Here is a 23,690-nt window from a genome sequence, read left to right on the forward strand (position 1 = left end):
TGACATGGCAACTATTCCAATTACCAAGCGTGGTGCTGAAAAGCTCAAGGCCGAGCTGCAGCGTCTGAAGACCGTGGATCGCCCAGAAGTGATTCAGGCCATCGCTGAAGCGCGAGCCCAGGGGGACTTGAGCGAGAACGCCGAGTACGAGTCGGCCAAAGATCGCCAGGGCTTTATTGAAGGCCGCATCATGGAAGTCGAGGGCAAGCTCTCGGCGGCGCAAATCATTGACCCCACTGAACTGGAAGCCAATGGCCGCGTGGTGTTTGGTGCGACCGTAGATCTGGAAGATGAAGACACCGGCAATCAGGTCACCTATCAGATCGTGGGTGAAGATGAGGCAGATTTGAAGCACGGTCTGATCAACATTTCCAGTCCGATTGCACGTGCCCTGATTGGCAAGGAAGAGGGTGATACCGCCGAGGTGCAAGCCCCTGGTGGGGTACGCCGCTACGAAATCGTGGCCGTCAAATACCTCTAAAACTACACGTACTCAGCAGATGAGGCCAGCCACAGAATCACTCAAAATACCTCTGCTCTTGGCGGTTTTGTGGATGCTGGTGGCCAGTGTGAGTGTGTTGGCCGCGCCAGTCATCGTTGCCACCGTGCCATATTGGCACGATGCACGTAGCTATCTGGCACAGCTTGGGTTGTGGCAGGCATGGATTTCGATTGCCGCCTGTGTGGGCCTGCTGGTGATATCCAGACGCAAGCATGCTGAGAGCGAGGAGGCATGGGCGCAAGGCGCTGTGTTGATCTATGTTTTGGGTGGGGTGTTGACCGCGATCTTGCTTAACTACGGAGTTTTGCCGCGCTGGTTGGTCAATTCGGCTTCATTGCTGCTGATGACTCAGGTGCTGGTGCTTGCGCTGTTGCACTGGTGCTGTGCGCTGTTGTGCTTGCGCAGTCTGCTGCGCTATCGCAAGGAACGTATGGGCGCATGAACACCGTGAGAAAAACCGCTGGGCGCAAAGCCGCAGCGGTTTTTTTATGGGTGCTTTCAAACGAGCTATGCGGGTGCTCAGGTCGCTTGAAGGCTGCTGCCCATACGTGCCAGAACTTGACTCCAGTGTGCGACTTCCTGACGGATGAAGTCTGCATATTGCTCAGGACTGGCGCTGGGCGCAATGTCTACCACCAGGGATTGCAACTGTTGCTTGACCTCTGCTGTCTGCAACGCGGCATTCAGGTGCTGGTGCAAAGTGCTGGCGATATCTGCCGGCGTTTGGGCCGCAGCGAACAGGCCAAACCAGCCTTCGTTGCTGACTGTGGAATGACCCGCTTCACGCAGTGTGGGTAGTTGGGCGTAGAAGTGGCTGCGTGCGCGTGACGCTGTGGCCAGAGCGATCAGCTTGCCCGATTCAAGATATGAGCCCAATGCGCCTGCTGTGACAAAGAAGGCGTCTACACGGCCGCCTGTCAAATCCTGCAAGGCAAAGGGGCTGCCTCGGTAAGGCACATGCAAGCCCTCGATTTCGAGCGACGAAGCCATCAAATGCCCCAGCAAATGCGCACCAGAGCCGACGCCAGTGGATGCGTAGCTGAAGCTGCCTTTTTGCTTCCAGATGCGCAGCGCTTTTTTCAATGTTTGGGGTCCGTTGGCGGGCACCACCAGCACAGATGCTGTGTTGCCAATCTGGCCAATCGGCGTGAAGCCGGTGATGGGGTCGTAAGGGCGCGGATTTTGCATCAACGGGGAGAGCACGTTGGGTGCAATCTGCCCCAGCAGCAGCGTATACCCATCATTTTTGGACTGTGACACCAGTTTGGAGCCGATGGTGCCACCCGCGCCGGGCTTGTTGTCCACAATCACCTCGCGTGCCAAGCTGTGTGACAGCGCTTGGGCGATCACGCGGGCTACGCCATCGGTGGCTCCTCCGGCAGGCCCGCCGACGATGATGGTGACGGCTTTTCCGGGTACTGCTGGCAAGGTGAGCAGCGGTGCTGCTGCATGCGCAGCATGCAAACCCCAGGGGGTAGCCACAGCGCTGGCTGAGGCAGCCAGCGACCAACGCAGCCATGTGCGGCGAGAGGTGAGAGCGGAGTGGAGAGAGGCAGTCATGTTGGGAAAATCAGGTCGTGGCTAGCCTGGCTCTGCCCAAGTACGGCGTACTTCAGCAGCAGGGTGGCAAGTGTGGAAATGAAGGGTTCGCTCAGGCGGCTGCAGTGGCGCCAACCTGGGTGCGATGCATGTAGCGGCGTGCACTTGCGTCAAAAGCGTCGCGGCGGTGCAAGGTGACGTTGTTGTTCCAGGCCACCAGGTCGCCGACTTGCCATTGCTGACTCCAGGTCAGGTGCGGCTGTGTGGCGTGCGCCCACAGAGCGTCCAGCAAGGCTTCGCTGTCTTCGAGGCTCAGGCCTTGCACGTAGGCATTACGACGGCGGCCCAGGTACAGGCTTTGCCGTCCGGTGCTGTTATCTACACGCACCAGAGGATGCACTGCGCCCACGGTCAGGCGTGGGTCTGTGTTGTCTGCAAAACCAAGGCGCAACTGACCAGCACTATTGCGGCTGGCATCGTGTACGCAATGCAATCCAGCAATTTGCTCTTTCAAATCGGCGGGCAGAGTCTCATAAGCGGCGTACATATTGGCAAAGTGGGTGTCGCCTCCGCTGTCAGGCACTTCCCGGCCCAACAGCAGCGCTGCCTTGGGCGGATCGGGTTTGTAGGTCATATCTGCATGCCAGACAGCCTCACCATCACCCAGCGCGCCAATGGGCTTGCCTTCCTGTTTGAGATTGGAGATGACAGCCACTTCCAGCGGTAGCTCAGCGGTGCTGGCATGCCATTGAGCTGCTGCTTGAGGACGTTGGTCCAGAGGGCCAAAGTAAGCGGAAAAGCGGATGTGGTCTTGCACACTCAAATGAGATTGACCACGAAAACGCAGTACCAAGTGTGCATCCCAGGCGGCTTGCAAGGCCTGTACTGTGGCTGTGTTCAGCGGCTTGGACAAGTCCAGTCCGCTGATATCGGCTGCCAGGGCTTTTCCAGAAGGCGTAATGGTGAATGGAAAAACGAATGAAGAAGTAGAAGAAGCAAGCGCGGCAGACATGGAGCAGAACAGCAAATCAATCAATGGATGCTGATCCTAGGGAAAACGCTTTATTCCTGGAACAATTAATAAGTAGGTTTTTTATTTCCAACTTATCTTTTGAGGCTGGATTGCTTGCAATCTAGGCCAAAGCTTGCTGCCCGATGGCCTGTAAAAAGACTTCACCGTCGGACAAGCTGAGGTCGGCTGCGCGCAGGGTGGCCTGCAACATCGGATCTAGCTTGTGGCAGTGGCGCAAATCGGCCACATGGTGGCCGTTCAACTGGACGGCCCAAAGCGTGGACATGCCTTCGACAGCGGGTAAGTAATCGCTCAGAGGTCCGTATGGATGCAGCAACTCCAACAGGGTCATGCCATCTGCCAGCGGTAGTTGCAGGCGATGGGGCGCCTGCATGTCATCCCCAGGGGCAACGCTGTCTCGCGTCAATGTAATCAGCATGAGAGTTGCTCCTTATCTTTGCCCCGGCGCGCAGCGACTTGCCAACGTGTAGCACCAGAAAGATGCAAAGGCTGCGTACGCTGAAGCAGCGTACAAGCGTTAGAGGTTGCCCACCATCTGCTTGGCAACCACCCATTGATCGAACTGCTCGGCCGTCAGGTGCCCGCTCGCAATCGCGGCATCACGCAGGCTGCTTCCTTCCTTGTGCGCCTTTTTGGCAATCAAGGCGGCCTTGTCGTAGCCGATGTGAGGGTTCAATGCCGTCACCAGCATGAGCGAGCGGTTGACCAGCTCTTCAATGCGAGCCACATTGGGTTCGATGCCCACAGCGCAATGGTCATTGAAGCTCACCATGCCATCGGCCAGCAGGCGCACGCTTTGCAGGAAGTTGTGCGCCACCATGGGGCGGAACACGTTCAGCTCAAAGTTGCCCGAGGCGCCGCCAAAGTTGATGGCTACATCGTTGCCGAACACTTGGGCGCAGAGCATGGTCACCGCTTCTGACTGTGTGGGGTTGACCTTGCCGGGCATGATGGACGAGCCGGGCTCATTCTCGGGGATGGAGATTTCTCCCAGCCCGCTGCGCGGCCCGCTGGCCAGCCAGCGCACATCGTTGGCAATCTTCATCAGGCTGGCGGCCAGTGTTTTGAGCGCGCCATGGGCGTGCACCAGCGCGTCACAGCTGGCCAGCGCTTCAAACTTGTTGGGCGATGTCACAAATGCATAGCCGGTCTGCTTGGCCAGCTCCTGCGCCACGCCTTCTGCGTAGCCCTTGGGGGCGTTCAAGCCCGTGCCCACTGCGGTGCCGCCCAGTGCCAGTTCGTGCAAATGTGCCAGCGCGGCGCGTACATGCTTTTCACTGTGATCCAGTTGGGCCACCCAGCCCGAAATCTCCTGGCCCAATGTGAGCGGTGTGGCGTCTTGCAAGTGGGTGCGGCCAATCTTCACGATCTCGGCAAACGCCTCGCTTTTGGCCTGCAGCGTGGCGCGCAGTTTGGCGATGGCGGGCAGCAGCTTGCTTTCGATGGCTGTGACGGCTGCGACGTGCATGGCAGTGGGGTAGACGTCGTTGCTGGATTGGCTTTTGTTGACGTCGTCGTTGGGGTGGATCAGTCGCGCTTCGCCGCGTTCACCACCGAGGAGTTCGCTGGCGCGGTTGGCCAACACCTCGTTCACATTCATATTGGTTTGCGTGCCCGAGCCAGTTTGCCAGACCACCAGCGGAAATTCATCGGGGTGCTTGCCGGCCAGCACTTCATCGGCAGCAGCGTTGATGGCTTGTGCCTTCTGTGCATCCAGCAAGCCGAGTTGGTGATTGACGGTGGCGCTGGCCTTTTTGACCTGAGCCAGCGCGAAGATGATCTCACGCGGCTGCTGTTCTCCGCTGATGTCGAAGTTCTGGAGTGAACGCTGGGTTTGTGCGCCCCAGAGTTTGTTCGCTGGAACAGCGATGGGGCCAAAAGTGTCTTTTTCGAGACGAGTCGCAGTCATGGTGCAAAGCTCCGTAAAGGTGCTGCGGCATGGGTTGCTGGAACCGGGTTCTGGCTGCCTCTTCTTGCCGCTCAAGGGGTGAAGAAAGTCTGATGTTAACGCAGTGCCTGAGAGTAATTCTCAATCACTCCCATCGATGTGCCCCTATTGCCAAGTCCTATATAAGACTTGTAGGTCTTTGCCTCGCTTTCCGTTCCAGAAGGGCTGATAATTGACGGGATTTTTTGCGCGCAACCGGCGCTACAACAACCAGAGAAGCTCCACGATGACCACCTCCATCCGTCAGCAGGACCTGATCGATTCGATCGCAGGTGCCCTCCAGTACATCAGCTACTACCACACGCCGGATTTCATCCAGCATTTGGCCCGTGCTTATGAGCGCGAGCAAAGCCCTGCCGCCAAGGATGCCATGGCGCAAATCCTGACCAACTCCAAGATGGCTGCCACCGGTCAGCGCCCAATCTGCCAGGACACTGGCATTGTGAACGTGTTCCTGAAGGTTGGCATGGACATCCAGTGGGCCGACTTCACCATGGGACTGGAAGATGCCATCAACGAAGGTGTCCGTCGTGGTTACAACCATCCAGACAACACGCTGCGTGCTTCCGTGGTCGCAGACCCGCACTTCAAGCGCAAGAACACCAAGGACAACACGCCTGCCGTGATCAATGTGCAGATCGTGCCCGGCAATACCGTGGAAGTGACCGTGGCGGCCAAGGGCGGCGGCTCCGAGAACAAGTCCAAGATGATCATGATGAACCCCAGTGACGATCTGGTGGACTGGGTGCTCAAGACCATCCCCACCATGGGCGCTGGCTGGTGCCCACCCGGCATGATCGGTATCGGCATTGGCGGCACCGCGGAAAAGGCGACCTTGCTGGCCAAGGAAAGCCTGATGGAAGACCTGAACATGTATGAGCTGCAGGAAAAGGCAGCCAGCGGTGCAGAGTTGGATGATGTGGAAAAGCTGCGCCTGGAGCTGTACGAAAAGATCAATGCGCTGGGCATTGGCGCGCAAGGCCTGGGTGGCCTGACCACGGTGCTGGACGTCAAGATCAATATGTACCCCACGCACGCGGCTTCCAAGCCTGTGGCAATGATCCCCAACTGTGCGGCCACTCGCCATGCCCACTTTGTCCTGGATGGCTCCGGCCCCGTGTTCCTGGACCCTCCATCCATGGACGTGTGGCCCAAGCTGGACTGGGCACCAGACTACAACAAGTCCAAGCGCGTGGATCTGAACACGCTGACCAAGGAAGAGGTCGCTTCATGGAAGCCTGGTGATACCTTGCTGCTCAACGGCAAGATGTTGACCGGCCGCGATGCTGCGCACAAGCGCATTCAGGACATGCTGGCCAAGGGCGAGCCACTGCCAGTGGATTTCACCAACCGCGTGATCTACTACGTCGGCCCTGTGGATCCTGTGCGTGACGAAGTGGTTGGCCCAGCAGGTCCCACCACCGCTACCCGCATGGACAAGTTCACCGACATGATGCTGGAGAAGACCGGTCTGATCGCCATGATCGGCAAGTCCGAGCGTGGGCCAGTCGCCATTGAATCCATCAAGAACCACAAGTCGGCCTATCTGATGGCTGTGGGTGGTGCAGCGTACCTGGTCTCCAAGGCCATCAAGGCTGCCAAGATCGTGGGCTTTGAAGACCTGGGCATGGAAGCCATCTACGAATTCGATGTGGTCGACATGCCCGTGACTGTGGCCGTGGATGCCGGCGGCACCAGCGCTCACATCACTGGCCCTGCTATCTGGAAAGAGAAGATTGCAACGGGTGAGTTCAAAGGCATCAGCGTCGCTGGTGCATGAACTGCGCAGTAGCAAATAAGCTGCTAATGAAAACCGCCTTCGGGCGGTTTTTTGTTGACTTGAAAGCTACCGCCAGCAAGCATCCAAGCACGTTGCTTGCCCACATTCGTGTGGCTATGATCCATGCATTTGTGGGACATGCTGCTTCGCAGCAGCAAGACGCAGACAAACCAGATCGGAGAGCGTTATGGAAACCCAAGAGCTGCATCGAGGTCGCCTGATTGATCACATTCAGCTGGTCGTGCGAGATTTGGCTGCCAGCCAAAGATTTTACGAAGCAGTGATGGCTGCGCTGGGTGTGCCTCTCGGCGGAGCCGGCGATGGATACTTCTGGGTGGATGAGCTGTTTGTCACTGCCGCCGACAGCCCTGCCGCTCTGGGGGCGCTCACAGGCCGGCATCACCTGGCATTCCAGGCGCGAGATCCGGACATGGTGAGCAAGTTTTACCAGGCAGCACTGGCGCATGGCGGCACAGACAATGGTGCGCCGGGTGAGCGGGCCTATCATCCGGGCTACTACGCAGCATTTGTTCTTGATCCAGACGGCAACAACATTGAAGCGGTCTACCATGGGCCAGCGAGTCGAAGTGCCGCCTCAGTGCACATAACGTTCTGAACGGAGTGGTCTGAAGACCCAGTCACTGGCTTCGCTGCCTGCCAAACATGGTTGTGTGCCATAGGCCATAGGCTGTTGTGGTCGGAATGGCAAAGACTCCTTGTATCTTGGCGTGCTTTTCTATGCCAGCATGTATGGCATGAACCGTATGCACGCTCCTTCCTGCGAAAACAACCAGGCACCGATTTTCGAAGTGCTGCAGCACGCCTTCGCTGATCGCAAGCATGTCCTGGAAATCGGCTCTGGTACAGGTCAGCACAGCGTCTACTTTGCTCCTCGTTTGCCGCATCTGATCTGGCAGACCAGTGAGCTTCCTGCGCTGCATGCAGGTATTGCCGCATGGCATGCGCATTTGCCCTCACCCAACTTACGCTTGCCTGTGGAGATGGACTTGTCCTGCAGTCCCTGGCCGCAGACAGAGAGTGGTGCATTCGATGCAGCCTTTACCAGCAATACCTTGCACATAGTGGCTTGGCCGTTGGTTGAGCGGCTCTTTGCCTTATTGGGGCAACATTTGCCTGCAGGCGGTGTATTGGTGGTCTACGGTCCGTTCAACTACGGGGGAATGTTCACCACTGAGAGCAACCGCGCTTTTGATGCGTGGCTGAAAGCACGTGATGCATCCAGTGGCATTCGCGATTTCGAAGCAGTTCAGGAACTGGCCGCGCAGCATGGCTTGCACTTGGCGGCAGACCATGCCATGCCTGCCAACAACCGGTGCTTGGTGTTTGTAATGAGTTGACCAACAGCATGCTTGGCTTATTAAGGAACCTTTGAAAAACTCGCGCACACATGTGCACCGGGAGGCAGAAGCATCCGGGCCTAAAGCGTGAGTTTCTGAAGAAGATGCAGCAGTTCTTTCTCTGCAAAGATCTGCTTGCGTCGTTCCTGTGAGGGGTGTAAAGGGTGGACAGGCGTTGTTGCAAAAAGCTTGTCCGCCAAGTTGTAGGCTTGGTGCATGAGTCCGTCCTGTAAGCTTCGCACTGGAAGCAATACAACGCCTGCCTAAAAGCCCGAGACTCGTTGACGGTATGGCTGGCTAAGCGCATGTGCTGGTTTGCCGCTGACAACGGCAAACGCGGGCGTAGCTGAAGTTCTCGGATGCAGCGACTCAATTTTGTTGGCCGCTCAAGCACCTGTTTGGTTTGGCGCTCAGACAAACCACTTGGATGGTGCAATCGGTGCGGCAACTGTGTGGCATTACATAGTCAGTTCCAGACTTCAGCACACGATGCAGACGACAACTTGATCTGAATTTGCAGGTGCCTTACACATGCAGTTCATCAGGACTGCTCCTGCTGATGGATTCAACAGGGATCAAGTGTTTGGGCGTAGGCGAGAGGAAGTGCAGAAAGCATGAGGCTGTGCGCCGTCGCCAGTGCCGCTAGCATTGCTGCAATGCCAAGCGTGTGGCTGCGTTTTTGTGCAGGGCAATCCTCATGGCAGCATCCTTGGCAGATGCCTGCCATGTTGCCAGAACCACCTTTATCACCTCTCGGCCATGAAGCACAGGTCGCTTGTTTTTAAGCAGCCAATCATCCGGGACACTGACAGTGTTGAAGATACAGATGATTTGATTCACTTCAATATTACTACTGACCATTCGCACAAATATACATGCTTTTTGGAGCCTACATATGATTGAAGTTGATTCGGCGCCTTTTAGGCATCGACGGAGTTTTCTGCATGGTAGCCAGCCACTATGGAAGGCGTTCTGGTTGCTTTTTGTGGGGGGCACCTGCTACTGGGACTATTCCTGTTAATACTGATGTTTGGCTTGATTTCAGTACAAACTGGGATATTTAATTTAAATGAGAAATTAGAATTGCTGTTTATATTTTTTGTCGCAGTATTGGTTTGTGGACTTTATTTTGTTTTCTGTACTCTCGCGGTTTGGCGCTGTGGTGCTCAACATCCATCACAACTTTGGCGTTGGGCTTCTCGAGGTATGCTATTGCCGTATGGGATGTTTTTCTGGGCGCAAGTTAGCGTGATGGGTTTTTTTATTTTAGGTATTTATTTATGATGCACTGAAGAGCAATATGTTGAATATGGCAATGGAAGTCGACAGTGTATTGCGTGGAATTGGAGTTAATTAGGCAAGGTTGGTGGATTTTAGTCAATAGCTTTCCTATAATCGACTACTTTGAGAATAAATTTTCCTCCGCTCTCTTCTAGGGAGCTGTCTGTAATAGGTCTTGACACAGTAAGCTATCCAATAGTACATGCGTAGTTTGCTTCGTCATGTGGTCTGTTTCTTCGCCGCAACCACGGATAATTGCGAAAAATTTTTCTCCTTTTTTTGCTGTAAGACGTTCCCAACAGGTAATGCCAGTGCAGAGCATGTAGCTTCGGCTGGGCCTTGAAAAGAGATGGGGGAACCTTCATTGTGTGACTGACTCAGATTCGCTTTCCCTTATTTTTGGAACACTGCATGACACACGATGAAATTCGAGCCACTCTGACCCTGTGTTTGCTGGCATCGTTTGCCGACGGCGAAAAACATGATCGTGAACGCGAGCAGATTCGCCAAGTGGCAGAGGGCCTGGCAGGTGATCAGTCCATTAATCTGCCAGGCCTGTACCAGGATGTTTTGCTGCGGCGCGTGAATATGGAGTCTGCAGTGGCGCAGCTGCAAAGCGCAGAATCTCGTCAGCTGGCCTATGAAATGTCAGTGTGTGTGTGCGACGCAGACGGGAATACCAGCCCGAAAGAGGAGTCGTTCTTAACGCAGCTGCGACAGGCGCTGGCGCAGGGCTCGGGGACAGCAGCTTCGCCAGCAACAAACGCGGCCATTACGACTGCACCCGTGGATGTTGCATATACCCAGTTTGATGCGCAGGCCCATGCCGTGGCTGATGCACCCGTGCAGGTGGCTGATGCGCCGGAAGCGGTGGTTCATCTGCCAGCAGATGCCAATGTGCCCCATCCGCAGGCTGTCGATAGCTTGCCCCAGACTGCAGCACAGCAGCGCTCAGGCACATTGTCTGTGCAGGAGATGGACAGCAAGATCTTGAAGGTATCCATCCTGAACGGTGCCATTGAATTGCTGCCCGAGAATTTGTCTACGCTGGCCATCATTCCGCTGCAGATGCGTCTGGTTTACCAAATCGGTCAAAGCTATGGCTATGAACTGGACCGTGGCCACATCAAAGATTTGCTGGCAACTCTGGGGGTGGGGCTGACATCGCAGTACCTGGAGGAGGCTGGGCGCAAATTGCTGGGTGGTTTGCTCGGCAAGTTGGGGGGAGGGTTGTTAGGAGGGCTGGGGAAACAGGCTGTGAGCAGTGGCATGAGCTTTGCCAGCACCTATGCTTTGGGCCATGTGGCCAACCAGTACTACGCAGGTGGGCGTATTTTGAGCACTGACATGCTCAAGGATGCCTATCAACACGTGATGCAGGATGGGCGTCAACTGCAGGCGCGTTATATGCCTCAGATACAGGAGACTGCAAGAGGCTTGAACACTGCAAAAATCCTGTCCATGGTGCGCGGTGGCTGAAACATAGGTTGGTAGCTGATGTCTTGTGTGCCGACATGAAGCCATCCTGCTTCTAGATGACGTGCACGGCTTCTTGGATGTGCCCTATAGAGTGCGCTACCTTGCCAGGAGAATTGCCATGCCAACTTCTAGTTCCCGGCCTTTTCAACGCACATGGCGCATGGTGCGTCTGGCGATTGTAGGGTTGGGAGTGTTCTTGCCTTATCTGGCGGGCGATGCTGCGGGATATTGGCATTACGGCCTCACTGCGAATCTTTTCTTATTCGCCCTTGGGGCCGTTTTGTGGCTGCCTTTGCTGGGGTTGACTTGGTTGTACCGTTTCCCTCATGCCATGTGGCCCTCCTGCATTCTGGGGCTGGGGTTTGCGTTGTGGTCGCATGCGAGTGTGGATCGCGTGTCAGATGTGCAAAACGGCCTGGCCGTGGTCTGGATTCCTTTAATGGCGCTTGTGCCTGCCGCTGTGGGTGCGCTGATGGGCTGGGGGCTGGATATCCGTGCTCGCCGTAAAGCGGCACTTGTGGCTTAGCGCTGAGAGTGCTGTGAACATGTGAGCTGACGTAAATGCTCTACGCTCATGGGCTAGCTGCATCTAAGATGTGCGCGGGATTTTGCTTGGCAGATTTCGCGCCAGTGCGCAGCGCGCTCCATGGGTACAGCTGTTGCTGCGTGAGAAGCATGCGCTGAGGTGCGCATCGATTTCAAAGAAAAAGGACTATGGCAGCAGAGGGTAAAAGAGGTTGGCAGCGCTGGTTTTGGCAGCATGATGCCACTGGCGGACAAAAATGGGTCATCAGTTGCATGGTGGTGACTATGTTGGGTGCCATGGTGCCCATGCTGTTTGTGCGTAGCTTTGTGCCGAGTGCGCGCTGGCAGCAAGTGTCCTGGGTGGTGGTGGCGCTGCTTACGCTGGGCGCATTGCTGGGCATGTGGTATTTCTACCGCAAGGGGCAATGGGCTCCTTCTGGTCCATGGCTGGGAGCAGGGCCGGTCAAGCGCGTGCTGCTGGGTGTGGGCAGCATAGCTTTCATGGTCTTGATTTTCTGGATGAATGTGGCGCAGACTTTGCCGATTGTGATCACCAAGCTATGGTCGGTACAAGTGCAGGAGCCTGCCATGGTGAAAACCTACAGGAGTTCTGGGCGCTACAGTTGCCGCTATCAACTCAAGGTGGAAGACATCCGCTATATGTTCTTTGAGTTCTGCATTGACAGTGAAAGCTATGACGAGTTGCCGTCCGAACCCATGCCGGCGTTGCTGCAGGTGCAGCGGAGTTTTTTTGGGAAAGATGTGGTTAGCTTGCGCCTTGCAGTTCCAAAGTCGCAATGAGTGTGTATGAGCGCGGGGCAGGAGTCTGGCAGAAGCTGGTTGCCTGTTACAGCCAGGGCATTGCGACGTAGCTGGTTGCGCCAAGTCAAAGCGGGAGTGTGCGTGCAACAGCGTGCTTGGGTAGTGGTATGAGGCTGAGTGCAGTCTTGTGGCAGTGCGCAGTGAGAGAGCGCGCTTTGGAGGCTTTGGCAAGGTGCTAGATCAAGCTTTGGTGAGCTTGTCGCGATGACTGGTAAAGCGCAAAGATGTACAGATAATGAAGGCGTTACATCTTGTTATTGGCCCTGGATCTTCCCATGCATTTGCGTTTTCTTGCCCCTTTGCACTTTTGCTTCAAAACCGTGCTGAACGTAGCGCTGCTGTCAGTTGTGCTTGGGCAAGCAGCCTATGCGCAACAGGGAAAAAACATTTCTCAAGCTGAACTGCAGGCTCGGTTGCTGGAGGCGAAATCAAGTCCTGAACTTGAGCAAAAACTTTACGTACTGGGTAAAAAAGTGGCTGCAGTGTGTGTCAATTGCCACGGAAACCAGAACGGTCAAGCGATTTTGGAGGTGCCTTATCTGGATGGCCAAAATCCTGCTTATCTGGTGGAACAAATCCGCCAGTTTTCACAAGGCCTGCGCAAAAATGAGTTCATGGAAGGTATCTTGAGAGCCATGAATCGTGATGAGATGGTCGGGATGGTGCTTTTCTATGAAAAGGAGCAGCCGCCTTCACGCGCTCCCAAAGATGCCGCGCTGCATGCCAAGGGCAAGGCCTATTACGAGCGTATCTGCTTTAACTGCCATGGCGCAGATGGCCGTGGCAATGAGCGGCTGCCGCGCATTGCAGGACAGCACGCAGGGTATGTAGATCTCACACTGAAGCGCTATCGCGACGGCAGTAGCGTACGTTCCGATCCGAACATGGCTTTTGTCACCAAGGTCATGAATGACCAGGATATTCGTGCGGTGGCCAGCTATCTGGAAAGCATGCCGTAATGCTTTGCTTTCCCGACAACAAGCCCCTGCAAGACATCAGTGCGCAGGGGCTTGTTGTTTATGGGACTGCATAGCCGGTCAGCACAAGCGCATACTTGCCTCTTTGGCACCTCTTCTTGCGAGACCTTTTTTCCCATCATGACTTTGGCGACTTCGGCAATTGGCGTTTTTGACAGCGGTATTGGAGGTTTGAGCGTGCTGCAAGCACTGCGCCACGAATTGCCATATGAAAACTTCGTCTATCTGGCAGACAGCGGCAATGCACCTTATGGTGAGCGTGGCGATGCATTTGTGGCGGAGCGTACCCATGCCATTGCGCAGCACCTGACCAAGCAGCATGACATCAAAGCGTTGGTGATCGCTTGCAATACCGCTACAGCGGCAGCGGTGGAATCCTTACGTGTTGCCATGCCACAGTTGCCATTGATAGGCGTTGAGCCAGCGATCAAACCGGCTGCTGCCTCCAGCCAAACCCATCATGTGGGGGTGATTGCCACGCGCGGAACTGTGGAGAGTCGTCGCTTCAAAAAACTGCAGGCTGATTATGGTCAGCATGTGCACTTTCATGTGCAGGCCTGTGATGGCTTGGCGCGTGCAATTGAGCAAAGCACCCAGCAGCAGGTACAGACCATCGCAGATGGCTCAGAAATTGAAACACTGTGCAAACGTTACCTGTCTGCTTTGGGCGCCTTCGGTTTAAAGACAGGGGAGATGGATACGCTGGTGCTGGGGTGCACGCATTACATCTTTATCAAGGAGGAACTGCGCGCAATTCTGGGGCCGGATGTGCAGCTCATAGACACTGGGGCTGCTGTAGCGCGGCAGACGCGACGCTTGCTGGACAAGGCGCAGATGCTATCCCCACCAGAGTCTATGAATGCGCCGACCGGCGCCTATGCGCAGGCTGCGCAAATCCGCTTGATGACAACAGGCGCTTTGTCAGCACTGCAAGCAGCGGCGTGGCGCTGGTTGGATGTACCCGGCAGTTGTTGTAGCGAGGTGAAGGTCTAAGAGCCAGAGGAGTTTCATTCGCTCCATGTGGCGTGCAGTGTCAGTGTTCCCAGCTTGGCAGAAGGCTGCATCGGGTGTGCAGGGTCAGATTCATCACAGTCAATCCATTGCTGCCGTGAGCGGACGGTGTGCCACTACTTCTTTCATCACCAAGGTGGATGTCATGCGGTGCATGCCTGGCAGGGCTGTCAGCCGCTCGTCGTAAAAGCGCTGAAATGCGGGCAAGTCACGCGCGACCACGTGAAGCAAATAGTCAGGCTCGCCAAATAGGCGCTGGGCTTGCACCACGTTTTCCAGTAACGCCACAGCTTCCTCGAACTCCGCTACGGCTTTGCTGCCAGTGAGTGTGACAAAGACCAGTGCCGCAAACTCCAGCCCAAGGGCTGAGGCATCCAGTTGTGCCCGATAACCACGAATGACGCCAGACTCTTCCAGCGCCCGCACCCGGCGGTGGCAGGGGGAGACGCTCAGACCTACGCGTTCGGACAGTTCGGTCACTGTTAAACGCCCGTCATTTTCTAGTTCGGCAAGAATTTTTCGATCCAAGGCATTCATGGGGTGGATTTTCCCTCAATTGGGATTTTTTGAGGGATTTATTGGAAGCACATTCTCTGGTGCTCTTCATATCCTTGCTGCATATTCAAAACCATGTGGGTGTGTGGTGTCAGTGTCTGCAATGGCTGCTTTTTGGGTTGTTTCTTTGTTATTGGTGATTACGCCGGGTGCTGATTGGGCGTATGCCATTTCGGCGGGGCTGAGAGGACGCTCCAAAGTGGCACCTGCAGTTTCTGGGCTCGCGCTCGGAGCCATATTGGCCACTTTGGCAGTTGCAGCAGGTGTTGGAGCCGTAGTCGCCGAGCATCCGATGGTGCTAACGGTTATCACAGGGCTGGGGGCTGGGTATTTGCTGTGGCTGGGAATTTCCATGCTACTTCGTCCTTCAGAGGCTGGTGTTGCGCAGGGGCAGACTGGCGATACGCCTTGGCACTGGCTGGCGAAAGGTGCCTTTGTGAGTGGTATGAACCCCAAACAACTGTTGCTGTTGCTGGCGTTGCTGCCCCAGTTCGTGCAACACACTGCACAGTGGCCTGTGAATGTGCAAATTGTGGTTTTAGGTGTGTTGCATGCCGCAAGTTGTGCGGTTGTCTATATGGGGGTGGGGTTGGGTTCGCGGCATGTATTGGGCGCACGACCTACTGCAGCCCAGTGGGTTTCACGGCTGTCGGGAGTATTGATGGTAGGTATCGCCATCATGCTGCTGGCGGAACGCATTTTGCAAACAGCACCAGTTGTGTAAGCTGGTGTTGTATCCAATGCAGCACCTACAAAAAGTCACCGGTCTCCTGAGCGCTAATGGTAGGCACAATGATGGTCACTGGGGTTTCACTCCCGGCAGAAATTCAATGCCCGTGCGCTCCACCAGCTCCGCATAGCTGATGGGCTTGGTCACTTTTGCATTGTCCTGGTTGGGTTGCCAGTGCGCCCAGGCGCGGTTGGTGGTGGCGTCATACACCAGTTTGTACAAATAGGCAGGTACAGCCACCTGGTTGCTGCCTATGGTGACTGGATTGGTCTCATACACCGGGCCGGTGATGATGAACACATCCCCTTTGGCGCGGCCCGCATAAAGGCGTGTGTCGTTTTCAATGCGAGCCCAGGGGCCGCCGTTTTGCTTGATGGACTGGGGAACCATATTTGCCAGGGAAAAACTTTGTGCCATGGCTGTGGAGTTGGGCATGTCTGCGGCGGGAGCCATATGGCCACGTGAATAGCCTGAGCGCTTGTAGTCACTCAGCTCTGCACGCTCGGTGCTGGGCAAGCGGGCATCGGCATAGAACTTGTCGCTGCGCTTTTCATCGGCATCGGCGACCAAAGCACGGTTCATGCGCTGGGCAACAAACATGGGGGTGCGTGTGTTGCCATTGTGCATGATGGCAAAAGCCTCAAAACACAGGTCTCGGAGCTTGGCTTGTGGTGCGACTGCAGGTGGTTGCCCTGCTGCAAAAAACTGTCGGCAATCCTGGAAAGCTGCGTGTGCTGAGGCGGTGCTTGCCGCATTGCTTGCTGGCGCGGCCGTGGGTTTGGGAGATGCATTGCCCAAGCAAGCCGAGAGCAACGCTGCACCTACGATGGATGCTGCTACAGCGCGTGCACTGCGCGCTGAGAACTTTTGAAAAATCACTGGAATCCCTTGCAACCTTTAAGGTTGATGTTCACAAATCAATAGCAGGGATTGGAGCAGCTTTTGAGTAAAAGTTCCGATGAACGGTTATCTCTTCATGCATCTACACAGCGCACTGCCCCCTGAGGCAGACATGAAGTGCATGTCTGTGTTTCAGTTGTCAGTTGTCGTCCATGCTGGCACTCCAGCGGTCATTCCACTGGTTGCGTGCGCGTTCAATATGGCGACGGTCCCTCTTGCTGGGACGTCCATCGTGTTGTAAAGCAATGGTGCTGGCCGGCTCTGGCGCAAGGCGGCGTTGTTCCGCCAGTTGCTCGCGCAGTGCCACACTGTCGGCGGTTTCTTGGTAAAGCTGCTGCGCCGTAGGGGCTGGCCCGCGAATGGCGCTCAAGCCAAGCACTTTGACGGTTTTGGGCACATCGCCTTGGCGCAGGGCAATAGTGTCTCCTACGCGAACTTCGCGTGATGCCTTGGCTGACGCTGCATTGACGGTCACCCTGTTTTTGTTGATTTGCTCCACTGCCAAGCTGCGAGTCTTGTAAAAGCGGGCAGCCCACAGCCATTTATCCAGTCGCATGGAAGAAATATCACTCATGTACATATTTTGCTTGATGCGCAAACGATGGGTATTCCATCGCGCTGCCTGGCGCAAAAATGCGGGTTTTTACCGACTGCAGATGTGCCGATGAACGGGATGATGCGGCTTGCCAAACAAGCTTGATCCTGCGCAGAACAGCACCTGGCAGCCGGTGGCAGCCTTTGTGTTGGCTGACTTGGCAACACAATCACAAAGAAGGTGCGAGACATGACAAAGCAAGACTCAGCAGTGCCTGTGCAGGCACTTGAGGAAGACGGGCGGCTTCCAGAAACATCACCTGGCAAAGCATGGCAAACCGGCGTAGGTGTGGTTGTGGCATTGGTGGCATTGGTGCTGGCGTGGGGAACTTGGCTGCTGCCAGCGCAGGAGCAACTTATCGACGGTGGTGCACGCTTGCTGCCAGGGTTATGCGCAGGCGTGCTATTTCTGTGTGGTTTGTGGCTGGTGTGGGAGGCGCGCCATGGGGGCTGGCGCAATTCGGAAACGCTGTTGGGGCTTGTCGGCGTGCAAATAATGCCTTGGGTGTGGGTCAGTGCCGGGTTGCTGCTGAGTGCATTGTTGGTCCGGTTCAGTGGTTTCATCGTGGCTGCAGCACTGTGCTATGTGTTTGCGTTGCAAGGCCTGCGTTTGGCAGCTCAGCCGCATTGTCAGGTTTGTGGTAAGCGCTTGCTATCGGATATTGCCATTGGGTTGCTGATTGCGGCAGCGGTCTATGGGGTGTTTACGCGTATTCTGGGCATTGCATTGCCCTCAGGGTGGTCGATATGGAAGTGATGCTGGCTTTGTGGCAGGGATTGCTGGTGGCCAGCACTCCGGAGAACCTGGCCTGGGCTTTGGCTGGATGTGTACTGGGAACGGCGCTGGGTGTGTTGCCGGGGTTTGGACCATCGGTGGCGGTGGCGCTGCTGTTGCCCATGACTTTTCATGTGGATATCACCCAGGCCTTTATCTTCTTTATCGCCATTGCCTGTGGCGGTATGTATGGCGGCTCCACCACATCGATTTTGCTCAATACCCCCGGCGAAAGTGCCAGCATGGTCACAGCTATGGAGGGCAATCGCATGGCGCTTAACGGGCGGGCAGGGGTTGCACTGGCTACGGCAGCGATAGGCTCTTTCGTTGCAGGCACTTTGGCTGCACTGTTTGTAGTTTGGGCAGCGCCCTGGGTGGCCGATGTGGCACGAAAGCTGGGGCCTGCAGAGATTTTTATGCTGATGGTCATGGCGTTGGGCGCGGTGAGCGCAGCCATTGGTAAAAGCACTTTGCGTGGCATGACGGCCCTGTTCATTGGGCTGGCTCTGGCATGTGTGGGCAAAGAAACGGTCAGTGGTGTGGAGCGCCTGACGGCAGACTTGCCGTTGCTGCATGACGGCATTGACATGGTGGTGGTGGCGGTAGGCTTGTTTGTGGTGGCTGAGGTGTTGCATGCAGCCATGTACGAAGGGCATGCCCGTGTCACCTTGAATACCGTGGGGCGGGTGCGCTTGTCGCGCTCGGACTGGAAACGTTCCTGGCGTCCATGGCTTCGCGGCACGATGATTGGGACACCTTTTGGCTGCGTGCCCGTAGGCGGCATTGATATGCCAACTTATCTGAGCTATGCCTCCGAGCGCTACGTGGTGCGTGAGCAATACCGTGCAGAGTTTGGCCGCGAAGGTGCCATTGAAGGAGTGGCGGGGCCCGAAGCTGCCAATAATGCTACGGTGACTGCTGCGTTGATTCCTTTGCTGACCATGGGTATTCCCACCAGCAATACCACGGCGGTCATGCTGGGAGCATTCCATAACTATGGGCTCGAGCCTGGACCACAGTGGTTCACCAGTGGACACAGCTTTGTGTGGGTACTGATCGCTTCGCTGTTTATCGGCAATGTGATGTTGTGGGTGCTGAATATGCCGATGGTGCGTATGTGGACGGTGTTGCTGCGCATTCCTCGTCCGCAGTTGTATGCCACCATGCTGGTGCTGGCCACGGCTGGGGTGTATGGCATGCGCCAAAGGGTGGGTGACCTGTTTTTGCTCTTCGGCATGGGGCTGCTGGGCGTGGTCATGCGGCGCTTTGATTTTCCGCTGACACCGTTGGTTGTGGGCCTGGCACTAGGGCCGTTGGCCGAGGTGCAGTTGCGCCAAGCGCTGGCGGTGGGCAACGGGAGCTGGGCAATTTTTGTTCAACGGCCCATTTCGTTGATGCTGTTGCTGATTGTGATTGCGCTGGTGGTAGTGCCTCGGTTGTTGCAGCGGTGGGCGAATTACCGCATGGCCCAAGCGCGCGCGATGGCGCTGGAAGAACAACAGCAGCATTGACTGTCGTCCATCCGTGTTCAGCAAAAAAGGCCTTGGTGAATGCCAAGGCCTTTTTTGCTGTGAGCGTTGCTGAGTCTTAGTGGAGCATCATTGGCTCTTCTGCTTGTGCTATTGAAGTTGCAACGGCTCTGGGTGCCGCAGGCGCTGGGGCCAACTGGGGTGTTGTTGCATGCACTGCTGCTGCGGTGTGCGCTCCAGTTTTGAATGTGGCGACCAATTGGTTCAGCTCTGAGGCCTGATGGCTCAGGCTCTGGGCTGCCGCAGCGCTTTCTTCCACCAAGGCAGCGTTTTGCTGGGTGACCTGGTCAAGCTGTGCAATCGCATCGCTGACCTGGCTGGTGCCCTGACTTTGCTCCTGGCTGGCATTGCTGATTTCCTGAATCAGGGTTGAAACACCCTGCACCTGGCGCACCACGTCTTGGATGGTTTGTCCCGTCATATCGACCAGGCGGGTGCCTTCGCTGACCTGGTTCACGCTTTGCTGGATCAATTGCTTGATCTCTTTGGCGGCTTCCGCGCTGCGACCAGCCAAGGCTCGCACCTCGCCGGCCACTACAGCAAATCCCCGGCCTTGCTCGCCAGCGCGGGCAGCTTCCACGGCAGCGTTGAGTGCCAGGATGTTGGTCTGAAACGCGATGCCATCAATCACGCCGATGATGTCGGCAATCTTGCGCGAACTGGCAGAAATGGTTTCCATGGTCCGCGTGACCTGCTCCATCGCCAGACCGCCTTGGCTCGCAGTCTGTGCTGCATCACGAGCCAAAGCGGTGGCTTGCTGCGCGTTGTCGGTGTTGTGGCGAACCGTGGAGGTCAGCTCCTCCATGCTGGCTGCAGTTTGCTGCAGGTTGCTGGCTTGCTCCTCTGTGCGTTGTGACAGGTCGTTATTGCCGGTGGAAATTTGAGTGGAGCCCGTGGCAATCGATTCGCTGCTTTCACGAATGCGGTTGACGATGCCAATCAGGTTGCTATTCATGCTTTGCAGAGCCTGCATCAAACGACCCAGCTCATCGCGGGAGGTGACTTCGATGTGTGAACTCAGGTCGCCCTGGGCCACGGTTTCGGCCACTCGGACAGCACTGTCCAGATTGCGGGTGATCGTGCGGATAATTAAGGTAGCGCCGATAAAGGCCAGCACCAGCAGTGTAGCCAGAGCCACTGCTGCCAGGGTAAAGGTTCTCTTGAGGGCGGTCTGCGCTTCTTCATAGGCAAGGTGGGCCTGTTGTTCCTGCATGGTGGTCAACTGATGCAAGTTGGCAGCCAGAGGGCTGACGCTGGGGAAGAGTCGATATTCGATGAAAGAGCCCAAGGAGTCGTGGTCTTGCTGCTCAAACAGGCGCAGCAAATCGTTGATACGGGGAGTGATAGCTTCTATCAAAGTACCCACGCGGTTCACCACTTCTTGCTCTTCGGACATGATGTTTGTTTGCAGATAGGCGCTCCATGCCGCTTCCGCATTGGCTTTAATGGCCGCAAGGTCATCTTTGCCTGATTCCGCCAGGATTTGCTGGTTGTAGACTTTGTTGCTGATTTCCACCAGCTTGATGCCATAGCTGTCAGAGATCAGCTTCAGGTGCTGCATGGGTACTACGTTGTTTTCGTAGATGTTCGCCAAACGCTGGTTGCTGGTATTGAGTTGGTGAACCAGTGCGGCAGTGATGCTGACTGTCAGTATCAACAACCCCGCAACCAATAGCCATAGCTTGGTGCGAATACTCAGATTCCTCATTGCTTGCATGTCTAAACCCTGTGTTTTTTAAAAAATCTGCACTTCTGGAGGGTGTGCATGAGTGCTTGTCTGACCCATGGTCTTCAGCGCTTACATGGCCGAAATTGTGGCAGATTGTTAATGATGTATTTATAAAGTTACAAATTTTGGGTCGCGCAGGCGAACATCGTGCAGGTATCGGTGGCTGCGATTGACGTGGATATCCAATGCTGGAGCGCAAAAGAAAAGGCCGCATTAGCGGCCTTTCAAGGGGAGCTGTTGGAATCAATCTGGCATGGAGCAATGACCCCCTTGCACGGCCTGACCTGAGCCAGCAGCAATCAAGGGCGCTTCAAAGCGTAGATCAACGGGTTTGGAAGTGTGGAAGTCCCAGGCCAGAAAGGCCACGAGTACCACCCAGAACGCAGTGCGCAGCACAGTGTTTGATTGCATGGTGTGCGTCCTTTCTTAAAAACCAAAGTGGCGGCGGATGCGCAAACCAAAAATGGTGCCGGCAAATGCCAGCGGTACCCATATCCAGCCGTGGATAGAACCTGTAGAGATGCCGGAGAACATGGCCCCCACGTTGCAGCCAAATGCCAGGCGAGAGCTGTAACCCAGAACCAGGCCAGCCACCAGCGCCACCGCCCATTGTGTACCGCTCAGAGGCTTGGCATTGGCGGGATTGTTGGCGCTCACCCACAGGGCACCGGCCAAAATACCGATGTTGGTGATGGAGGTTACGTCGAGCAGCACTGTTTCGGTCAGGCGAGCTGCATTGCCAGGCTGGCTCCAGAACCAGGTGCTGCCCACATCCATGATGCCAGTGGTGTTGGCAATTTTTGCCGCCCACAAACCAAAGCCGTAAACCACCCCCCAGGGCTGACCGGCGATCACCAGATTGGCAGTGGCCAACAATGCCAGCAAGATGGCTCCGACTATCCACTTGCGTACAAATAGAGGCTTGGGTGCAAGCCCAGCCTTCAGGTTGAAACGCTTGCAGTAAAAGCTCACTGCGGCTGCAACCAGCGCCAAGCCTGCCAATGTGGCGGCCAGGGCCACATCCCAGCCCCATTCGGTGACCAGGCCAACCGGAGCGGTACGACCCAGGTCCAGCCACCAGCCCAGATGCACGCTGCCCAGGAAGCTGCCGATGGCAAACACGGGCAGGATGGCCGTATTCATCGGTATGCCCATGCCTGCCTTGTACAGCGTGCCGCTGCCGCAGCCATCAGCGATCTGCATGCACAGACCAAACACGAAGGCTCCAACGATCAGGCTCACGCTGGGAGGGCCCAGTGCTGCGGTCAGTTCAGGGAAGTGGCCCAGCAGCGGCATGGCCATGCAGGCAGCGAGTGCCAGCAGCAAGAGTTGGCCGAACACACCAGATGGGTCTTTTTGCTCCACCAGCATGCGCCAGCCTGTCGTAAAGCCAAAGCGCTTGCCTGCCAGCACGGCACCCAGGCCAATACCCACAGCGAACAGTGCCGCCTGGCGCACAGATACTGACCACAACAGCCAGGCAAAGAAAACGGCCATGAGGATGGCCAAAGGTAATCGCTTCATTAGAAGACTGCCTCTCTTATCAATAGGTTCAGCCAGAGCGGTTAGCATGCACTACAGCGATGCTTCATATGCCCAGGCTTTCATGCAAAGTGTTTGCAAGTGCCAACTCATGCTCTGGTGTGCTTGTTTTCTCAATAGGTATTCAGTTGAACTTCCGCTCCCACCACTGCTTGGTGGAGCGCAGCAACTGCTCACCTCGTCCCGGCGCGTTTTGCAGTTGGGGGTAGTCGGGCTGCTGGGTCCAGTCCACCATGGAGCCCGCATAGAGCTTTACATTAGGCATACCTGCAACTTCACTCATGCCAAACCAGTCTGTGGCCGCCCAGTGGCCGGTGTTGCAAAAGGCGACGGCGCCCTGGCCCGATGGCACCTGAATTTGGGCGGCGATGGCCTTGGCCTTGTCTGTGTCGACAAACCGGGTGGTGCCAGGCACAAACCATTGGTTGAAATCGAGCTGCACGGCTCCTGGCAAAGTGCCTGCAAGCTTGGCGGCAGGGGCTTGCGTTTTGCCCTGGTAAAACGCATCAGGGCGCGAGTCGACCAGCACGGCATTGCTCAGCTTGATGCTCTGCGTGATGTCTTCGCGTGTGGACAGCCAGCTGGCATCAAAGCTGGGGGCGTAAGTGCTGGGAGTCACTTTGACGGGCTGTTTGGACAGCGCCAGTTTGGTCTCATTCCACGCTTGCATGCCGCCGTTGACAATCGACAGCTCCTTCAAGCCCAGTGACTTGAGGGTCCAGTACACGCGAGCCATGGCGCCAAAATCAGTGGCATCCTTGCCAGTGGAGACGACCACGGCATGTGTCTGCGCGGTCAACCCGAGTGATTGCAGCAAGGCTACCAGTTTGTCGTGGTCTGGCAGCTCGCCTGGATTGGTGGCTGGGCCGCGCCACTTGCCATAGGGTGCGTTGACGGCACCTGGAATATGGTTCTCGGCAAAACTCTTGGGGTCGCGGATATCCACAACCCGTACTTCAGCTTGCGTGAGCAAAGGCGAGAGTTCAGTGGGCGTGAGCAGGGCGGGTGCAGCCAGTGCCCAGCTACTGGAGCCCACGGTCAGGGCCAGAGCGAGGATTTGATGGTTCTTCATAGTAAGCAT

25 protein-coding genes and 1 pseudogene are annotated in these 23,690 nt (G+C 56.1%); 15 read left to right on the plus strand and 11 right to left on the minus strand.

From position 1 onward, the window contains the following. Positions 1 to 4 precede the first annotated feature (4 nt). Both greA and QEP11_RS13185 read left to right on the plus strand, forming a co-directional pair. Entirely contained in the window at positions 5 to 481 is a 477-nt protein-coding gene (gene greA, locus QEP11_RS13180) for a transcription elongation factor GreA (RefSeq protein ID WP_284337113.1), read from the plus strand. Between the two features lie 58 nt (positions 482 to 539). Continuing rightward, positions 540 to 944, plus strand: a complete 405-nt coding sequence (locus QEP11_RS13185; RefSeq protein WP_284337114.1) for a hypothetical protein — start codon at positions 540 to 542, stop codon at positions 942 to 944. Between the two features lie 77 nt (positions 945 to 1,021). Here QEP11_RS13185 and QEP11_RS13190 read toward each other — a convergent pair whose 3' ends face one another. The 4 genes from QEP11_RS13190 to fumC form a co-directional block, all read right to left on the minus strand. Then, entirely contained in the window at positions 1,022 to 2,062 is a 1,041-nt protein-coding gene (locus QEP11_RS13190; RefSeq protein WP_284337115.1) for a Bug family tripartite tricarboxylate transporter substrate binding protein, read from the minus strand. A 91-nt stretch (positions 2,063 to 2,153) separates the two neighbouring features. After that, entirely contained in the window at positions 2,154 to 3,053 is a 900-nt protein-coding gene (locus QEP11_RS13195; RefSeq protein WP_284337116.1) for a TauD/TfdA dioxygenase family protein, read from the minus strand. Between the two features lie 121 nt (positions 3,054 to 3,174). Further along, positions 3,175 to 3,492, minus strand: a complete 318-nt coding sequence (locus QEP11_RS13200; RefSeq protein ID WP_284337118.1) for a hypothetical protein — start codon at positions 3,490 to 3,492, stop codon at positions 3,175 to 3,177. A 99-nt stretch (positions 3,493 to 3,591) separates the two neighbouring features. Beyond that, a complete protein-coding gene (gene fumC, locus QEP11_RS13205; protein WP_284337119.1) occupies positions 3,592 to 4,983 on the minus strand; it encodes a class II fumarate hydratase in 1,392 nt (463 codons plus the stop codon). A 265-nt stretch (positions 4,984 to 5,248) separates the two neighbouring features. Here fumC and QEP11_RS13210 point away from each other — a divergent pair, with 265 nt between their 5' ends. The 10 genes and pseudogenes from QEP11_RS13210 (at position 5,249) to murI (ending at position 14,237) form a co-directional block, all read left to right on the plus strand. Then, positions 5,249 to 6,802: a fumarate hydratase gene (locus QEP11_RS13210; protein WP_284337120.1), complete on the plus strand. Its 1,554-nt coding sequence runs from the start codon at positions 5,249 to 5,251 to the stop codon at positions 6,800 to 6,802. A 187-nt stretch (positions 6,803 to 6,989) separates the two neighbouring features. Continuing rightward, on the plus strand, positions 6,990 to 7,418 hold the full coding sequence (locus QEP11_RS13215) for a VOC family protein (RefSeq protein ID WP_284337121.1): 429 nt from the start codon (positions 6,990 to 6,992) through the stop codon (positions 7,416 to 7,418). A gap of 139 nt (positions 7,419 to 7,557) precedes the next feature. Beyond that, a complete protein-coding gene (locus QEP11_RS13220; protein WP_284337122.1) occupies positions 7,558 to 8,160 on the plus strand; it encodes a DUF938 domain-containing protein in 603 nt (200 codons plus the stop codon). A 236-nt stretch (positions 8,161 to 8,396) separates the two neighbouring features. Continuing rightward, positions 8,397 to 8,803, plus strand: a pseudogene (locus QEP11_RS13225) (transposase); the annotation flags it as partial. A gap of 317 nt (positions 8,804 to 9,120) precedes the next feature. Beyond that, entirely contained in the window at positions 9,121 to 9,444 is a 324-nt protein-coding gene (locus tag QEP11_RS13230; protein WP_284337123.1) for a hypothetical protein, read from the plus strand. 408 nt (positions 9,445 to 9,852) lie between these two features. Further along, on the plus strand, positions 9,853 to 10,920 hold the full coding sequence (locus tag QEP11_RS13235; protein WP_284337124.1) for a YcjF family protein: 1,068 nt from the start codon (positions 9,853 to 9,855) through the stop codon (positions 10,918 to 10,920). 118 nt (positions 10,921 to 11,038) lie between these two features. Next, entirely contained in the window at positions 11,039 to 11,446 is a 408-nt protein-coding gene (locus tag QEP11_RS13240; RefSeq protein WP_284337125.1) for a hypothetical protein, read from the plus strand. 272 nt (positions 11,447 to 11,718) lie between these two features. After that, positions 11,719 to 12,246 carry a hypothetical protein gene (locus tag QEP11_RS13245; protein WP_284337126.1) on the plus strand — a complete coding sequence of 176 codons (528 nt, stop codon included), beginning with the start codon at positions 11,719 to 11,721 and terminating at the stop codon, positions 12,244 to 12,246. A 296-nt stretch (positions 12,247 to 12,542) separates the two neighbouring features. Next, positions 12,543 to 13,226: a c-type cytochrome gene (locus QEP11_RS13250; protein WP_284337127.1), complete on the plus strand. Its 684-nt coding sequence runs from the start codon at positions 12,543 to 12,545 to the stop codon at positions 13,224 to 13,226. Between the two features lie 138 nt (positions 13,227 to 13,364). Next, positions 13,365 to 14,237 carry a glutamate racemase gene (murI, locus tag QEP11_RS13255; protein ID WP_284337128.1) on the plus strand — a complete coding sequence of 291 codons (873 nt, stop codon included), beginning with the start codon at positions 13,365 to 13,367 and terminating at the stop codon, positions 14,235 to 14,237. A gap of 99 nt (positions 14,238 to 14,336) precedes the next feature. On the opposite strand, the gene QEP11_RS13260 is transcribed toward murI, so the two are convergent. Continuing rightward, entirely contained in the window at positions 14,337 to 14,792 is a 456-nt protein-coding gene (locus QEP11_RS13260; RefSeq protein WP_284337129.1) for an Lrp/AsnC family transcriptional regulator, read from the minus strand. 121 nt (positions 14,793 to 14,913) lie between these two features. On the opposite strand from QEP11_RS13260, the gene QEP11_RS13265 reads away from it, so the two are divergent. Further along, positions 14,914 to 15,534 (plus strand): LysE family translocator, encoded by a 621-nt coding sequence (locus QEP11_RS13265; protein ID WP_284337130.1) that lies wholly within the window; start codon positions 14,914 to 14,916, stop codon positions 15,532 to 15,534. A gap of 75 nt (positions 15,535 to 15,609) precedes the next feature. On the opposite strand, the gene QEP11_RS13270 is transcribed toward QEP11_RS13265, so the two are convergent. Then, positions 15,610 to 16,416 (minus strand): DNA/RNA non-specific endonuclease, encoded by an 807-nt coding sequence (locus tag QEP11_RS13270; RefSeq protein ID WP_413788739.1) that lies wholly within the window; start codon positions 16,414 to 16,416, stop codon positions 15,610 to 15,612. A 163-nt stretch (positions 16,417 to 16,579) separates the two neighbouring features. After that, positions 16,580 to 17,014, minus strand: coding sequence for an RNA-binding S4 domain-containing protein (locus tag QEP11_RS13275; protein ID WP_284337132.1), 435 nt, complete (start codon positions 17,012 to 17,014; stop codon positions 16,580 to 16,582). 210 nt (positions 17,015 to 17,224) lie between these two features. On the opposite strand from QEP11_RS13275, the gene QEP11_RS13280 reads away from it, so the two are divergent. Both QEP11_RS13280 and QEP11_RS13285 read left to right on the plus strand, forming a co-directional pair. Then, complete coding sequence (locus QEP11_RS13280) at positions 17,225 to 17,791, plus strand: tripartite tricarboxylate transporter TctB family protein (protein ID WP_284337133.1); 567 nt, start codon at positions 17,225 to 17,227, stop codon at positions 17,789 to 17,791. Next, positions 17,782 to 19,320, plus strand: coding sequence for a tripartite tricarboxylate transporter permease (locus QEP11_RS13285; RefSeq protein ID WP_284337134.1), 1,539 nt, complete (start codon positions 17,782 to 17,784; stop codon positions 19,318 to 19,320). The genes QEP11_RS13280 and QEP11_RS13285 overlap by 10 nt, the downstream gene beginning before the upstream one ends. Positions 19,321 to 19,396: 76 nt before the next feature. Here QEP11_RS13285 and QEP11_RS13290 read toward each other — a convergent pair whose 3' ends face one another. The 4 genes from QEP11_RS13290 to QEP11_RS13305 form a co-directional block, all read right to left on the minus strand. Then, positions 19,397 to 21,046: a methyl-accepting chemotaxis protein gene (locus QEP11_RS13290; RefSeq protein ID WP_284337135.1), complete on the minus strand. Its 1,650-nt coding sequence runs from the start codon at positions 21,044 to 21,046 to the stop codon at positions 19,397 to 19,399. A 264-nt stretch (positions 21,047 to 21,310) separates the two neighbouring features. Next, positions 21,311 to 21,478 carry a hypothetical protein gene (locus QEP11_RS13295; RefSeq protein ID WP_284337136.1) on the minus strand — a complete coding sequence of 56 codons (168 nt, stop codon included), beginning with the start codon at positions 21,476 to 21,478 and terminating at the stop codon, positions 21,311 to 21,313. 15 nt (positions 21,479 to 21,493) lie between these two features. Continuing rightward, positions 21,494 to 22,591, minus strand: a complete 1,098-nt coding sequence (locus QEP11_RS13300) for a YeeE/YedE thiosulfate transporter family protein (protein ID WP_284337137.1) — start codon at positions 22,589 to 22,591, stop codon at positions 21,494 to 21,496. A gap of 142 nt (positions 22,592 to 22,733) precedes the next feature. Next, complete coding sequence (locus tag QEP11_RS13305; protein WP_284337138.1) at positions 22,734 to 23,681, minus strand: sulfurtransferase; 948 nt, start codon at positions 23,679 to 23,681, stop codon at positions 22,734 to 22,736. Positions 23,682 to 23,690: the final 9 nt, after the last annotated feature.

It is taken from the genome of Comamonas halotolerans, from assembly GCF_030162935.1.
Taxonomy (GTDB): Bacteria; Pseudomonadota; Gammaproteobacteria; order Burkholderiales; family Burkholderiaceae_C; genus Comamonas; species Comamonas halotolerans.